At 39.2% G+C, this 15,263-nt stretch carries 14 protein-coding genes and 1 riboswitch; of the genes, 1 reads left to right on the top strand and 13 read right to left on the bottom strand.

The genetic code is table 11. From position 1 onward, the window contains the following. Positions 1–384: 384 nt before the first annotated feature. The 4 genes from AKG34_RS29025 to AKG34_RS17225 all read right to left on the bottom strand — a co-directional run bounded on the left by AKG34_RS29025 (position 385) and on the right by AKG34_RS17225 (position 4,228). Positions 385–771 (bottom strand): hypothetical protein, encoded by a 387-nt coding sequence (locus AKG34_RS29025; RefSeq protein WP_236694964.1) that lies wholly within the window; start codon positions 769–771, stop codon positions 385–387. A 235-nt stretch (positions 772–1,006) separates the two neighbouring features. Continuing rightward, positions 1,007–1,780: a succinate dehydrogenase iron-sulfur subunit gene (sdhB, locus tag AKG34_RS17215; protein ID WP_053347215.1), complete on the bottom strand. Its 774-nt coding sequence runs from the start codon at positions 1,778–1,780 to the stop codon at positions 1,007–1,009. 17 nt (positions 1,781–1,797) lie between these two features. Then, positions 1,798–3,549: a succinate dehydrogenase flavoprotein subunit gene (sdhA, locus tag AKG34_RS17220; protein ID WP_053347216.1), complete on the bottom strand. Its 1,752-nt coding sequence runs from the start codon at positions 3,547–3,549 to the stop codon at positions 1,798–1,800. A 70-nt stretch (positions 3,550–3,619) separates the two neighbouring features. Then, entirely contained in the window at positions 3,620–4,228 is a 609-nt protein-coding gene (locus tag AKG34_RS17225; protein ID WP_053347217.1) for a succinate dehydrogenase cytochrome b558 subunit, read from the bottom strand. Between the two features lie 381 nt (positions 4,229–4,609). Between AKG34_RS17225 and AKG34_RS17230 the strand changes: the two genes are divergently transcribed. After that, complete coding sequence (locus AKG34_RS17230) at positions 4,610–5,068, top strand: YslB family protein (protein ID WP_053347218.1); 459 nt, start codon at positions 4,610–4,612, stop codon at positions 5,066–5,068. A 62-nt stretch (positions 5,069–5,130) separates the two neighbouring features. Here AKG34_RS17230 and AKG34_RS17235 read toward each other — a convergent pair whose 3' ends face one another. The 9 genes from AKG34_RS17235 to AKG34_RS17275 all read right to left on the bottom strand — a co-directional run bounded on the left by AKG34_RS17235 (position 5,131) and on the right by AKG34_RS17275 (position 15,072). After that, on the bottom strand, positions 5,131–6,363 hold the full coding sequence (locus tag AKG34_RS17235; RefSeq protein WP_053347219.1) for an aspartate kinase: 1,233 nt from the start codon (positions 6,361–6,363) through the stop codon (positions 5,131–5,133). Between the two features lie 90 nt (positions 6,364–6,453). Continuing rightward, positions 6,454–6,630: riboswitch (Lysine riboswitch) on the bottom strand. A 61-nt stretch (positions 6,631–6,691) separates the two neighbouring features. Next, positions 6,692–8,464, bottom strand: coding sequence for an excinuclease ABC subunit UvrC (uvrC, locus tag AKG34_RS17240; RefSeq protein ID WP_053347220.1), 1,773 nt, complete (start codon positions 8,462–8,464; stop codon positions 6,692–6,694). Between the two features lie 103 nt (positions 8,465–8,567). Continuing rightward, positions 8,568–8,888, bottom strand: a complete 321-nt coding sequence (gene trxA / locus AKG34_RS17245) for a thioredoxin (protein WP_328113193.1) — start codon at positions 8,886–8,888, stop codon at positions 8,568–8,570. 241 nt (positions 8,889–9,129) lie between these two features. Continuing rightward, a complete protein-coding gene (locus AKG34_RS17250; protein WP_053347221.1) occupies positions 9,130–10,107 on the bottom strand; it encodes an electron transfer flavoprotein subunit alpha/FixB family protein in 978 nt (325 codons plus the stop codon). A 71-nt stretch (positions 10,108–10,178) separates the two neighbouring features. Beyond that, positions 10,179–10,952 carry an electron transfer flavoprotein subunit beta/FixA family protein gene (locus AKG34_RS17255; protein ID WP_053347222.1) on the bottom strand — a complete coding sequence of 258 codons (774 nt, stop codon included), beginning with the start codon at positions 10,950–10,952 and terminating at the stop codon, positions 10,179–10,181. 144 nt (positions 10,953–11,096) lie between these two features. Next, positions 11,097–11,870, bottom strand: coding sequence for an enoyl-CoA hydratase (locus AKG34_RS17260; protein ID WP_053347223.1), 774 nt, complete (start codon positions 11,868–11,870; stop codon positions 11,097–11,099). Positions 11,871–11,996: 126 nt separating this feature from the next. Beyond that, the gene (locus tag AKG34_RS17265; RefSeq protein WP_053347224.1) at positions 11,997–12,584 is read right to left on the bottom strand and encodes a fatty acid metabolism transcriptional regulator FadR; all 588 of its coding nucleotides are present in this window, start codon (positions 12,582–12,584) and stop codon (positions 11,997–11,999) included. Between the two features lie 205 nt (positions 12,585–12,789). Further along, positions 12,790–14,487, bottom strand: a complete 1,698-nt coding sequence (locus AKG34_RS17270; protein ID WP_053347225.1) for an AMP-binding protein — start codon at positions 14,485–14,487, stop codon at positions 12,790–12,792. A 231-nt stretch (positions 14,488–14,718) separates the two neighbouring features. Further along, positions 14,719–15,072: a GNAT family N-acetyltransferase gene (locus AKG34_RS17275; protein WP_083450827.1), complete on the bottom strand. Its 354-nt coding sequence runs from the start codon at positions 15,070–15,072 to the stop codon at positions 14,719–14,721. Positions 15,073–15,263: the final 191 nt, after the last annotated feature.

Here is a 15,263-nt window from a genome sequence, read left to right on the forward strand (position 1 = left end):
GGACTTTCACCCTATAGATTGCACCCATGCCGGGCGCACGAAAAGAGCAATCCTGTTGAGGATGCTCTTATTTTTTTCTTATTCGATTATTTCTTCATGGCGGTAAGGTAGTTCAAGTTCTCGTAGGATAGGTACTTGATCCCCGGCTGTCTTTAGTATTGTTTTTACATATACAACTTGTAGCGGTTGAAAGATATCAGTTGAGAAATCAAACTTCTCTGTTAGTCCTTCATCAAAGTACAGTTCATGTTTGGCTGTGTAATCATTAAATGTAGGACAACCAACCGGTGTTGTTATGTTTGGTGAACCTACATTAGTGACGCGACGATCTGTCCCCTCTAATGAAAACTTCGTAACAAACTCTGCCGTATCTTGTGAAACTCTTTACTCCACAATATCTTGGAATCCATACAGAAAGACTCTTTTATTGTCATGCCGGAACCAGTAAGGCTGTTTCACCTTGATTTGCAGTTCTGTGATCTTTCTCTTTGGGAAAGAGAATACTAACTTTCCTGCTTCCGTGATTTCCACCGGAACTTCTTTATTATCAACCTGCTTAGTCGGGTACGTTTCAATACGGCGACATTCTCCATTTTGGTCCTTGTATTGAATATCTAAAACACTCATTGAATATTCTGGGGATGGATGTAGTAGCAATGTATTCGTGTAGATATTGTTGGAGATATCCTGAGGAGTTGTTACATGAATGATTCCATACACCTCTGTTACACATTCGTTCTCGTTTTTTTCAGACTGACGAGCTTCCAGCATTTCGTTAGGCTTGTTTTCTATACTAGAAGTTTGTTTTTCCGTATTTTTACAAACGAATAAATGACACAATTAATAAATCTTTAATAAAAAGAACCCCAGAAAAAACAATATAAAGATAATATCCCCACCATTAAAATCCGTTATTTCTCACCTTAGATTTTAGATGTGAAGCTGTTCACATTTTTTTAGACAAAAAAAGAACCTATATCCTAAGATACAGGTTCTTTTCTCATTATTAAACTTCGTCGCTTCCGAAGAAGTTACGGAATTGTTGAATAGTAGTATCACGGTTTAATGCTGCAATCGATGTAGTCAAAGGAATTCCTTTAGGGCAAGACTGCACACAGTTTTGTGAGTTACCGCAGTTTGCAAGGCCCCCATCAGACATAATTGTATTTAAACGTTCAGCTTTGTTCATTGCACCAGTTGGATGTGCGTTGAATAAACGAACTTGTGATAATGGTTGTGGTCCCATGAAGTCTGAATTGCTGTTTACGTTCGGACAAGCTTCTAAACATACACCACAAGTCATACATTTAGATAATTCGTAAGCCCATTGACGTTTCTTTTCTGGCATACGTGGTCCTGGTCCAAGATTGTACGTACCATCGATTGGAATCCAAGCTTTTACCTTTTTCAATGAGTCGAACATACGGCTACGGTCGACTTGAAGGTCACGAACAACAGGGAAAGTACGCATTGGAGCAAGACGAACCGGCTGTTCTAATTGGTCAATAAGAGCTGTACAAGATTGTCTAGGTTTACCATTGATAACCATTGAACAAGCACCACATACTTCTTCAAGACAGTTCATGTCCCAAGCGATTGCTGTAGTGTGTTTGCCTTGTACTGTTACTGGATTACGACGAATTTCCATTAGAGCAGAAATTACATTCATATTCGGACGGTACGCTAATTCAAATTCCTCATCATAAGGAGCTGAATCCGGTGTATCTTGACGAGTGATTATAAAACGGACTGTTTTAGTCTCAGATTTAGTTTCAACCATTTTTTTGCTCCCCCTCTTTAATGTTTCGTAGTGTAATCACGTTTACGTGGTGCGATAAGTGATACATCAATATCTTCATAATGGAATTCAGGTGCTTGATCCAAGCCTTTGAATGTCGCCATTGTCGTTTTCATGAATTTATCATCATTACGTTCTGGGAAATCAGGTTTGTAATGAGCTCCGCGGCTTTCGTCACGGTTTAAAGCACCAATTGTGATAACACGTGCTAATTGCATCATGTTTTGAAGCTGTCTAGTGAAGGCTGCCCCTTGGTTGCTCCATTTAGCAGTGTCATTGATGTTAATTTTCTTGTAACGTTCCATCAACTCAAGAATCTTGTTGTCAGTTTCTTTCAACTTGTCATTGTAACGAACTACAGTAACATGTTGTGTCATCCACTCACCAAGTTCTTTGTGTAGAACATACGCGTTTTCATTACCATCAAGAGACATTACTGCATTCCATTTTTCTTGTTGTTGTTTTTCGTAACCATCAAACAATGAAGAAGGAATAGACTCTGAAGTTTTATCAAGGCCTTCAATATATTTAACTGCATTCGGTCCAGCAACTGAACCACCAAAAATTGCAGAAAGAAGTGAATTCGCACCTAAACGGTTACCACCATGTTGAGAGTAATCACACTCTCCTGCAGCAAATAAACCTTTAATGTTTGTCATTTGGTCATAATCCACCCAAAGTCCGCCCATAGAATAGTGAACTGCAGGGAAGATTTTCATTGGAACTTTACGAGGATCTTCACCCATGAATTTCTCGTAAATTTCAATGATTCCGCCAAGTTTGATATCAAGTTCTTTAGGGTCTTTATGCGAAAGATCCAGGTAAACCATGTTTTCTCCATTAATACCAAGCTTCATGTTCATACATACGTCGAAGATTTCACGAGTCGCGATATCACGAGGTACAAGGTTACCATAAGCAGGGTATTTTTCTTCAAGGAAATACCAAGGTTTTCCGTCTTTATATGTCCAGATACGTCCACCTTCACCACGAGCAGATTCACTCATTAGACGAAGCTTATCATCTCCAGGGATTGCAGTTGGATGAATTTGAATGAACTCACCATTTGCATAATTTACACCTTGTTGATAAACAATGGATGCTGCTGAACCTGTATTAATCATTGAGTTAGTTGATTTACCGAAAATGATTCCAGGACCACCGCTCGCCATGATGACAGCGTCACCAGGGAATGATTTGATTTCCATTGAAGTCAAGTTCTGTGCTACGATACCGCGTGCTGTTTGGTCGTCATCGATAACAGCTCCAAGGAATTCCCAGCCTTCATATTTCGTTACAAGGCCTTCTACTTCATAACGACGAACCTGCTCGTCCAATGCGTAAAGTAATTGCTGACCAGTTGTTGCACCAGCAAATGCTGTACGGCTATGTTGAGTACCACCGAAACGACGGAAATCAAGAAGACCTTCCGGAGTACGGTTGAACATTACGCCCATACGGTCAAACATATGGATAATCGATGGTGCTGCATCGCACATCGCTTTAACCGGTGGTTGGTTAGCTAAGAAATCTCCGCCATAAACTGTATCATCAAAGTGGATATATGGAGAATCCCCTTCACCTTTTGTATTTACTGCCCCATTGATTCCGCCTTGGGCACAAACTGAGTGAGAGCGTTTAACAGGTACTAAAGAAAATAAATCAACCTGTTGTCCCAGCTCTGCTGCTTTGATCGTAGCCATTAAACCAGCTAGACCTCCACCAACGATAATAATTTTACCTTTACCCAATTCTGTCACTCCCTTATTTCCATTAGCAAAGCTATGTTTTTCCTAATACTTATAAATGAACTCTATCTTCTTATACGAAAGCAAAAATTGCGCTAACCCCTACATAAGAAAGAAGAACGAAAACGATCAAAGTAACGTAAGTCATGATTTTTTGCGATTTTGGTGATACTGTTAGACCCCAGCTCACTGCAAATGACCATAATCCATTAGAGAAGTGGAAAATTGTCGAAATGACCCCAACTAAATAAAATGCAATCATAAATGGATTAGAGAAAATCTCTGCCATCATGTCAAAGTCAACCTCTGTACCTAATGCTGCTTGAATTCTAGTTGACCAAACATGCCAAACAAGGAAAATCAACGTAATGATTCCGCTTAGACGTTGTAAAAAGAACATCCAATTCCGGAAAAATCCAAATCTACCCAAATTATTTTTAGCCGTAAACGCGATATAAATCCCGTAAACTGCATGATAAATCAAAGGTAAGAAAATGATGAAGATTTCCAAGAAATAACGAAACGGTATGCTTTCTAAGAAATGTGCTGCTGAATTAAATGATTCCGGTCCCTTTGTTGCCATATAGTTGGTAACTAAATGTTCCAACAAGAACAGCCCGATCGGAATAACTCCAAGTAGTGAATGAAGTCTACGATTCCCAAACTCACGATTTTTTGCCACTAAGTGCCCCCCCTTAATTTGTGAAAAATCATGCAAAGATAAACTGGTGGCTACCTTTTATCTCCGCGTGAAAATAAAGTATAGAGTTTGAAACATCCCTATACTTTCTTACAATTATGTGACATGTCCATTTTACTCCTGACTTCTATGTGCGTCAAGAAAACGGATACAAGAATTCTCTTTTTCAGAATAGATTTTATTGGTTAGAATTGTATAATTTTTAATTGTTAAGATTATAACTTGGAGAAATTACTAATTAATCTATTAATATCCCGGAATAATTTCTCATTTTTTCCCAATTACGATTGAAATAATAAAAAAACAGTATAATTTGCAAAAGAAAAACGTTTATAATAGATTTACAGAAAGAGGCGATAAACTATGAAAAAAAATATTGCTGCAGCGATAGAAGAAGAAGAAATTCAAACAGAAGAATCTCAAGTTCCAGCTTTCGGCTACGAATTAATCAGAGAAGTATTATTGAACGATATTCTCGGAAAAGATTCTAATCAAATTCTCTATTGGGCAGGTAAACAGTTAGCGAGAAAATTCCCACTGAATGGCGAACAGGAAGTTGTTGCATTTTTCCAAAATGCAGGCTGGGGCCATCTTGAAATCATAAAGTTTTCGAAAACCGAGATGGAATTATCCTTAACAGGAGAAATAATCAGCCGTCGCTTAGATCTTCATCCTGACTGTCACTTCCAACTTGAAGCCGGTTTCCTTGCCGAGCAGTTTACACTGCAGAAAAAATTCTTAAGTGAATCGACAGAAGAAATCAAACGCCGCGCAAAAAAAGTGACATTTACCATTCAATGGGATCCTAGAGACCCAATCTAATGAGCCCAAAAACAGACTTACCCTTTTTGTCGGAAGTCTGTTTTTCATTAGACTCCAAGCAATCAAACAAGCACTTTTGCATGCTGTCCTAATTTAAACGCTTCATGAAGTGCTTCGACTGCCTTCACCATTTCCTTTTCATTGACGACAGTTGAGACTTTAATTTCAGATGTGCTGACCATTTTCACTTGGATACCTGTGTTAGCCATCACTTCAAACATTTCGGCAGCCACTCCCGGATTAGATACCATTCCTGAACCGACGATAGACACTTTGGCCAATCCGCCCTCCGTTTCTACTCTATCGAATGCCAATTGGTCTTTATTGTTTTCTAGCACGTTTAAAACAGATTCTGTATCTTCACTTTTTATGGAGAAAGAAAGGTTTGTTGTATCCTCTGCTGTCATACTTTGGATAATAATGTCAACGTTTATCCGGTTTTTTGCAAGTGTCATGAAAATTGTGGATAATGATCCTAGTGATCGAGGCAAACCATTCACTGTGACCCTTGTAATACTGTCTTCAAAAGCAATACCGCGTACAATTAAATTTTCTTCCATAGTTGCTTCCTCCTCAATGGTAGTTCCTGCTTCTTTCTCCATACTTGAACGGACTTCAAGCGGAATCTGGTGGTTTTTCGCATACTCAACAGCTCTTGGATGAAGGACACCCGCCCCTAGATTGGCAAGTTCTAGCATTTCATCGTAAGAAATAGATTGCAGTTTTCGAGCGTCTTTTATGTAACGTGGGTCTGTTGTAAATACACCCGTTACATCGGTATAAATATCGCATCGGTCCGCATTTAATGCTGCAGCAATAGCCACTGCAGTCGTATCAGACCCGCCCCGCCCTAGTGTCGTGATTTCTCCATTTGCATCATTCCCTTGGAAACCTGCAACGACCACAATTTTCTTTGCCTGAAGCTGAGCTTGAATTCTCGAAGCATCAATGTTTAAAATCCGGGCATTCCCATGAACGGATTCTGTTTGCATGCCAGCCTGCCAGCCGGTGAAAGAAATAGCTTCACGCCCCGCTTCAATTAAAGCCATCGTTAACAGGGAAATCGTGACCTGCTCTCCAGTCGTCAATAACATATCCATTTCTCTCTTACTTGGGGTTTTGGAAATATCTTGAGCCATGTAAACTAATTCATCTGTTGTTTTCCCCATAGCTGAAACAACGACGACTACCTCATTCCCATTCTCTGCCTCCTCGATTACTCGATTGGCAACATTTTTGATTTTCTCGACACTACCGACGGATGTCCCGCCAAATTTTTGAACGATTAATGCCATCCTAATGCACCCTCTTTATCTTTTTTAGGCAATAAAAAAAGCAATGAGAAATATCTCATTGCTGTGATCACGTATTTAATACAGTAAACACAGTGAGATAGCTCTCCAGGGTATACCCCCTGACAATCCGCCATTTATTAAATGTCAGACCAGAAAAACAAGGTATGAGTCTTGTCTTCCTTCGGCGTTATCCCCTTTCAAAACCTTTCATCGAAGCTCATACTTCTCCAGGTTTTTACTCTTGAATTCCGCACCTCTATCAGCACTTTTAAGTTGTCTAGTTGAAAATTCCTTCTTATCATAGCATAGAGAAATGTAGGTAGCAAGATTATTCTTGCAATTTTCTAACGATTCCTTCAGCTACTCCTTTTGGCATGCCTGCCTCTATAATTTGTTCTACCGATGCCTCTTTAATTTTTTTCAATGAACCAAAATGCCTTAACAATTGCTTTCTTCGTTTTTCTCCGACTCCAGGTATATCATCAAGCAGCGAGTGAACCGCATTTTTCCCGCGTAGCTGGCGATGAAACGTAATCGCAAACCGATGCACTTCGTCCTGAATTCTTTGCAACAAATAAAATTCCTGGCTACGCGAATCAAGCGGTACCAGTTCCAGTGGATTGCCAATCATCAATTGCGATGTTCTGTGCTTTTCATCCTTAATGAGACCAGAAAGCGGAATATCAAGACCCAGTTCATTTTCTAAAATATCTCGAACAGCCTCCACATGTCCCTTTCCACCATCAATAATGATTAAATCCGGAAGTGGCAGCCCTTCTTTTAAAACGCGTGAATATCTTCTGCGTACAACTTCACGCATCGATTCATAGTCATCAGGTCCCTGGACAGTTTTGATTTTATATTTGCGATACTCTCTTTTTTCCGGCTTCCCGTCAATAAACACAACTAAAGCGGATACCGGATCACTGCCCTGAATGTTCGAGTTATCAAAAGCCTCAATCCGATGCGGCGTATAGATACCTAATTGCACCCCAAGATTTTCCACCGCATTGATCGTTCTTTCTTCATCTCGTTCAATCATAGAAAACTTTTCCTGAAGGGCTATGGCGGCATTTTTATTCGCCAATTTAAGCATATCCTTTTTCGATCCCCGTTTTGGATGAATCGTCTTCACACCAAGCAGCCCTTCAGCCATTTCCGCATCTACTGACTCTGGCAGCAAAATTTCCTTTGGTTTAAAGTGATTGGTAATCTCGTAAAACTGACCTAGGAATGTAAGAAGTTCCTGATCCGGTTCATTATACACTGGAAACAGGGAAACATCCCTTTCTATCAATTTCCCTTGTCGCACAAAAAATACCTGAACACACATCCACCCTTTATCATAGGCATAGCCAAATACATCACGGTCGATAAAATCAGTCGTCATCATTTTTTGCTTCTCCATCGTGATATCGATGTGGGCAATTTTGTCACGGAACTCCTTTGCCCTTTCGAAATCAAGCTCTTCTGATGCCTCTAACATTTTTTCTGTCAGTTCTTTTTTTATCTCAGTATGGCCGCCGTTTAAAAATCGGTTGATATCATCCACCATTTTTTTATATTCCTGTTCCTCTACATCATACACACATGGAGCCAGGCACTGCCCGAGGTGGTAATAGAGACAAACGCGATCCGGTAGGGTATTGCATTTTCTAAGAGGATAGATGCGGTCGAGTAATTTTTTCGTTTCATTGGCCGCAAAGGCATTCGGATACGGACCGAAATATTTACCTTTATCTTTTTTGACTTTTCTCGTAATGATTAGACGCGGATGCCGTTCAGCAGTCAACTTGATGAATGGATACGTCTTGTCATCCTTCAGCATGATATTATATTTTGGATCATGTTTTTTGATTAAGTTTAACTCTAAAATGAGGGCCTCAATATTTGACGAGGTAACGATGTATTCAAAATCGTCTATCTCATTAACGAGTCGGAACGTTTTCCCATCATGGGAACCGGTGAAATAAGAGCGCACACGGTTTTTTAATACTTTCGCTTTTCCTACATAAATGATCGTTCCCTGACGATCCTTCATTAAATAACAACCTGGTTGATCGGGAAGAAGGGCAAGTTTATTCTTTATTTGTTGGTTCATACATTCAGCCTCCTGTTCTCCCTGTTTACAATTAATTATATATCAAGATAGCGAAAAAAGCTTCAAGTCCACAGACTTGAAGCTTTTTTTAGCTAACTTAATATTAAGCGTGTTTTGCAATAAGTTCAGCAAGAGCTTCTTTAGGTTGGAAACCAACAACTTTATCTACTACTTCACCGTCTTTTAGGACGATTAATGTCGGAATGCTCATTACGCCGAATTTTCCAGCTGTTTCTTGGTTTTCGTCTACATCCACTTTTACGATTTTAGCTGTGTCGCCAATTTCAGTATCAAGTTCTTGAAGAACAGGAGCAATCATTTTACAAGGTCCACACCATGGAGCCCAGAAGTCTACAAGAACGACACCTTCGCTAGTATCAGTTGTGAAAGTTTGGTCAGTTGCATTTACAATAGCCATATATATATCCTCCTCAAATTTACTCAAATAACTAAAGACAGTATACCATTGTTACTAGAATCGATGCTAATATTTTGCTTCAGTGGTAGGATGTCCAAAAACAGAGTAAATATACAGGTTTCTTAGCTCTTCCTGATAGCTTAATAATTCATTAAAATTACAACACAAAAAAGAACAAGGCATTTATCAGCTAACTGTCAAATGCCTTGTTCCTTACCTATATTGTTTATACTTTAAATGCTTTCGATTACGCGTTCACTTTTAACTTTTTGAATTCTTCTGTTAGTAATGGAATGACTTCAAAAAGATCTCCGACAATTCCATAATCAGCTACGTTAAAAATGTTAGCTTCTGGATCTTTATTGATGGCAACGATAACTTTAGAGTTGGACATACCAGCTAAATGCTGAATAGCTCCAGAAATTCCGCAGGCAATATATAGGTCTGGAGTAACAACTTTACCCGTTTGGCCGATTTGCAAAGAGTAATCGCAATAGTCTGCATCACATGCACCACGAGAAGCACCGACTGCACCGCCAAGAACTTGAGCAAGTTCCTTTAATGGTTCAAAACCGTCTTCACTTTTTACGCCACGTCCGCCGGCAATGACTACTTTTGCTTCTGAAAGGTCGACCCCTTCACTTGCTTTTCTCACAACATCTTTAATAATCGTACGCAAGTCTTTAATATCTACACTTAATGTAGAAACATCACCAGAACGGGACTCATCTTTCGCTAATGGTTCAATATTGTTTGGACGAACAGTTGCAAACACAATTCCAGCTGTGACAATTTTCTTTTCAAATGCTTTACCAGAATAAATCGGGCGAGTGAAAACGATGTTTCCGCCTTCTTCTTCAATAGAAGTAACATCGGAGATTAAACCTGATTCAAGCTTACCAGCTAGTTTTGGCGCTAGATCTTTTCCTAGTGCAGTATGACCGAAGAAAATGCCTTCTGGTTTTTCCTGCTCTATGACAGCAAGCAAGCTTTGCGCATAACCATCTGATGTATATTGTTTTAATTGATCATTTTCAACTGCTACAACTCGGTCTGCACCATACTGGATCAATTCATTCCCAAAATTTTGAACACTGTCACCAACTAAAACACCTACGATTTCTCCGCCATCCGCTGCAAGTTTAGCCGCACCGATTGCTTCAAATGATACATTTCTTAGTGAACCGTCGCGAACTTCGCCCAATACAAGAAACTTTCTAGCCATTTATAAAAACCTCCTGTGCTCTATTTTATCTTTTTGTTGTGTGTAGTATATTTTGAAAAGAACCGCTTCTATTAAATTACTTTTGCTTCACTGCGTAATAATTGAACAAGTTCGCTAACTTGATCGCTAATCTCGCCGTTCAGCACTTTTCCAGCCTCTTTTTTAGCAGGAAGGTAGATTTCAATTGTTTTTGTTTTTGCTTCAACATCTTCTTCTTCCAAATCCAAGTCGTCCAATTCTAATTTTTCCAGTGGTTTTTTCTTCGCTTTCATGATTCCTGGCAAAGAAGGATAACGCGGTTCGTTTAATCCTTGTTGAGCTGTTACTAGCAATGGAAGAGAAGCTTCGATTGTTTCAGAATCTCCTTCAACGTCACGGATAACGCTTACATTTCCAGCAGCGATGTCCAATTTAGTGATTGTTGTAATATATGGAATTCCCAAAATCTCAGCAACGCGCGGACCTACTTGGCCAGAACCGCCGTCGATTGCTACGTTCCCAGCAATGATTAAATCAGCATTTTTACCTTTTAAGTATTCACCAATAATTTTGGCAGTCGTGAATTGATCGCCATTTTCTATGTCGTCTTCAATATTTATTAATACGGCTTTGTCAGCACCCATAGCAAGCGCAGTGCGCAATTGCTTTTCAGCTTCTTCAGTTCCAACGGAAATAACCGTTACTTCTCCACCTTGTGCATCACGAACTTGGATTGCTTCTTCTACAGCATACTCATCGTATGGGTTAATGATGAATTCTGCTCCATCCTCATTAATTTTCCCGTTAGAAAGTGTAATTTTTTCTTCTGTATCAAATGTTCTTTTCAGCAGCACATATATGTTCACGATAATACCTCCCGAATAATTTGAGTTTTGAAGATTATGAATTTTTTAAACATACTACTTTGTATTCTACAGATTTCACCAAAATCCTGCATAATGTATAAAAATAAGTTATTAATTCACTAGTTTTGAAATGAAACACCACTACTATTTCCCTTTAAATATTGCTTCTCTTTTTTCGATAAAAGCACCAATTCCTTCTTTTGCATCAGCAGTATCGAAGGCTTGGCAGAATAGGACAGCTTCTCTTTCTACACCTTTATAGTAGGAATCATGCTTAGTATAATTTAATAGTTCAATAGTCGACTTTAATGCAAGAGGGCTTTTCTTAGCAATTTTAAAGGCTAATTCCTTCGCTTTCGGAATAAGTTCTTCATCTGTGAAGGCATGATTAGCTAATCCACATTGCACAGCTTGTACTCCTGTAATTGGCTCACTTGTAAATAGCATTTCAGCGGCCTTTGCCGTACCGACATAACGAGGTAACCGTTGTGTGCCAGCAAATCCAGGAATTAATCCAAGCTGTAGCTCAGGCAAACCTAGTTTTGCTCGTTCTGTTACTAAACGGATGTGACAGGCCATAGCCAGTTCCAATCCCCCGCCAAGCGCTGCTCCATGAATAGCTGCAATAACCGGTTTTGGAAAAGATTCAATTTTTTCAAATACAGATTGACCATTTTTGGTCAGTTTCTCGAAAGCTTTACCGTTTTCTACTTCTGTAAACTCTTTAATGTCTGCTCCAGCAGAGAAAAACCTACCTTCTCCATGAAGAAGGACAACCCGTACGTTCTCGTTCTCCTCAATTTGATCGAAGGCTTGTGACAGCTCTCTAATGATTACCGAAGACAACGCGTTTGCAGGTGCATGATTAATCGTTATAAAAGCAACATGATTCTCGATTGAAAGCTTAAGGTATTCCATATATATCCCTCCCGGCATGCTAGTCAAACTTTTTTGAAAATTCAATATGTATCACTTCCCCATAAAACTGGAAAGCTGATTAATCGATTTTTTTGAGGATGACTAAGCCACCCTCTATTAAAATCGTTAACTTTTCAAGCTGCATCCACCCAGTAGAAGGCGGTGAACATCTTTTGCAAGGTCTGAGAGTGAATACTTTTGCTCATTCATCACCCAAGTTGTCGCTGTTTCGTCAATCGTTCCAAAAATCATCTGCCTAGCAAGTAAATGATTTAAATCAGGCAGAAATTCGCCGTTCTCTTTTCCTTCTATAATGATCTGATCAATTAAATTTAAATATCCTCTTAACACATCATTAATTCTTAGGCGTAATTCTTTATTCGACTGTCTTAATTCCAACTGAGTGACGATTGCTAAATTCACGTCTTCTGAAAGGATTTGAAAATGTTTTTGAATGAGCACATACAGCTTTTCTGAAGCTGAGCTCTTTCCCTTAAGTTCTTCTTCAATCTGTTCTACAAAATAGCCCATCTTTTCATGAAATAATGATATTAAAATATCTTCTTTATTTTTAAAATAAAGATAAATGGTGCCATCCGCTACGCCTGCTTGCTTGGCGATTTTGGATACTTGTGCTTGATAATAGCCGTTTTGGGCGATGATGATAACGGCTGCATCAATAATTTGATTATACTTCGGTCTGTTGCTTTTCACTGGATGTCCCCTTTCAGAAAATGAATGAATCATCATTCATATTTCTATCATAAAATGGCGCCCCTTTACTGTCAAGCAAAAACTTCTTAAGGGTCCTACACTTTCCAATATGTTTATTGTACAACTCAGATCTTTAGGTTGTCCAGTTGTTCTGTAAAAACACGGAGCTATATGAACAACTGCTCCGTAAGAAGGTTAAGCTTCTTTACGCTTCTTTTCTTTCCTCTGATATTTTTTTCTTTTCTTCATCAATAAGAACTCTGCGTAATATCTTTCCAATCGTCGTTTTAGGAAGTTCCTCTCTAAATTCATAGCTGCGCGGTACTTTATAGGAAGCTAGACTCTTTCTCGCAAACTTATTCAACTCTTCTTCTGTCACACTTGCATCTTTTTTCAGAACGACATAGGCTTTGACCGTCTCACCACGATATGGATCTGGAATTCCTGCCACAACTACCTCCTGAATAGCCTCATGCTCATATAGTACTTCTTCGACCTCACGAGGGTAAATATTGAAGCCGCCTGCAATGATTGTATCTTTTTTCCTTTCGACTACATAAAAGAAACCTTGCTCATCCATGTAACCTAAATCGCCTGTAAGCAGCCAGCCGTTTTTAAATGTGTTTTCCGTTTCTTCCGGGCGATTCCAGTATCCCTGCATTACCTGCGGCCCTTTTATTGCAATCTCACCAATTTCATTCGGCGGAAGCTCTTCGCCACTTTCTAGTGACAGAATTACTGAGTCCGTATCCGGCCAAGGCAATCCAATGCTTCCTTTAACCCGAGGCTGATCCCAAATAAAGTTGGCATGGGTAACCGGAGATGTTTCCGTAAGACCAAAGCCTTCAACCAGCTTCCCGCCCGTAATTTTCTCAAACTGCTCTTGAATCTCTAATGGAAGTGGTGCTGAACCGCTTATACAAGCATTGATAGAAGAAAGATCATATTTTGCAATATCCGGATGGTTCAAGAGACCGATATACATCGTTGGTGCGCCTGGAAACATTGTTGGTTTCTGCTTTTGAATTGTTTTCAGCGTTGCTTCAACATCGAACCTTGGCATAATGATCATCGTGTTCCCTTCCATAACGGAAAGAACCAATACAGTCGTCATACCGTACACATGGAAAAATGGAAGAATCGCTAGAATCCGTTCTTCACCACGTTTATTTTTATAAAGCCAAGCATTACACATTTTCGTATTTGCAAGCAAGTTCTTATGGGTGAGCATAACCCCTTTAGGAAAACCGGTTGTTCCTCCTGTATATTGTAAAAGGGCCAGGTCATTCTGCACATCAATCGGCTCAGCGACTTCTTCTGGTATTTTTCGTTTCATGATTTCAGTAAATAGATGGTGATTACCCGCATGCTCCACATTGATGACAATACCGTATTCCTTTTTTTGAATAAAGGGATAGATAAGATTTTTCGGGAAAGGCAAGTATTCCTTGATGGCGGTTATAATGATGTGTTCTATTCCTGTTCTTGGGGCAACCGCAGTGACACGGGGAAATAAAATATCCATCGCTACGATTATTTTCGCTCCGGAGTCTTTCATTTGATACTCGAGTTCGCGTTCCGTATAGGTTGGATTAGTTTGAACTATGACTCCCCCAGCCATTAGTATCCCAAAAAAGCTAATGACACCTTGTGGACAGTTAGGAAGCATGACGGCAACTCGTTCTCCCTTTTGAAGACCGATACCTTTTAAATAGGCTGCGAACTTTAAAGCTGATACGTACACTTCTTTGAAGGTTAATTCCTTTCCCTGGAAATGAATCGACACCTTATCAGGAAATTCATCAGCAGACTCTTTCAAAAATGAATAAAGAGGTTTATCTTCATACGACAAAACAGCTGGTATTTGTTCCGGATAAATAGCTTGCCACGGCTTATTGCTCATTTGCCCCCTCCTTCTGAATATTCTCAATACTCTTTTTCATTATAATACAACCGGGATTTTCTTACAATTGCTGAAATTCAGAAAAAGTAAGCATAAAGGCTGATAATCAGTAGTAGAGCAGTGAATATTACCTGAACATATAAGTCGAATGAAGGCAAGTCCAATAGTTTTTTTACTTTTGTTGATAATAAGTTTTTAAAGTATGAACAAAAAAGGAGCAGCTTTTACTCTTTAGTTTTTAATTCTATACCAATATTTATATTTTTCTTCAAACCCTAATTTAGCGTACAGGTTTAATGCAGGGGCATTCGATAATATAACCTGTAGATAAGCATTTTTCGCCCCATTTTCTTTTCCCCAATGCAAGAGATTTTTAATAAGTTTTGCTCCATACCCTTGGTTTCGAAATTTTTCTTGCGTAACAATATTGAACAACCCTAAGTATTCGCCTTCTAAAACACCCAGTCCACACGCTAACACTGTTCCGCTATCATCAGTCAGCAACATAAAGCATCTGTCTGGAATAATATTCTCTAACATTTTATTAAAAATTGTTTGATCATGATCACTTATATGGTTTAACAGACAGAAATTACGAAACCAGTCTTCATGTAATTGATTATAATTGAACTACCCACCACTTATCGACCTTACGGTCTGATAGAAGTGGGGGATTCCTAAGAACATTAGCCTATCGGCCAATTTTTAATTAGGCTACTCCCGTAGTTCCTACGGTTAGAAGCCTTATGGCTTCATTCATTAGATTGAGTCCTGCG

This window comes from Peribacillus butanolivorans (assembly GCF_001273755.1).
GTDB classification, from domain to species: domain Bacteria; phylum Bacillota; class Bacilli; order Bacillales; family DSM-1321; genus Peribacillus; species Peribacillus butanolivorans.

Excerpts from the sequence above, each read along its gene's own strand:
- AKG34_RS17235 (WP_053347219.1), bottom strand. The coding sequence starts at position 6,363 with ATGGCATTAATCGTTCAAAAATTTGGCGGGACATCCGTCGGTAGTGTC.
- AKG34_RS17270 (WP_053347225.1), bottom strand. The coding sequence starts at position 14,487 with ATGAGCAATAAGCCGTGGCAAGCTATTTATCCGGAACAAATACCAGCT.
- sdhB (WP_053347215.1), bottom strand. The coding sequence starts at position 1,780 with ATGGTTGAAACTAAATCTGAGACTAAAACAGTCCGTTTTATAATCACT.
- AKG34_RS17250 (WP_053347221.1), bottom strand. The coding sequence starts at position 10,107 with ATGGCTAGAAAGTTTCTTGTATTGGGCGAAGTTCGCGACGGTTCACTA.
- AKG34_RS29025 (WP_236694964.1), bottom strand. The coding sequence starts at position 771 with ATGCTGGAAGCTCGTCAGTCTGAAAAAAACGAGAACGAATGTGTAACA.
- AKG34_RS17230 (WP_053347218.1), top strand. The coding sequence starts at position 4,610 with ATGAAAAAAAATATTGCTGCAGCGATAGAAGAAGAAGAAATTCAAACA.
- AKG34_RS17260 (WP_053347223.1), bottom strand. The coding sequence starts at position 11,870 with ATGGAATACCTTAAGCTTTCAATCGAGAATCATGTTGCTTTTATAACG.
- uvrC (WP_053347220.1), bottom strand. The coding sequence starts at position 8,464 with ATGAACCAACAAATAAAGAATAAACTTGCCCTTCTTCCCGATCAACCA.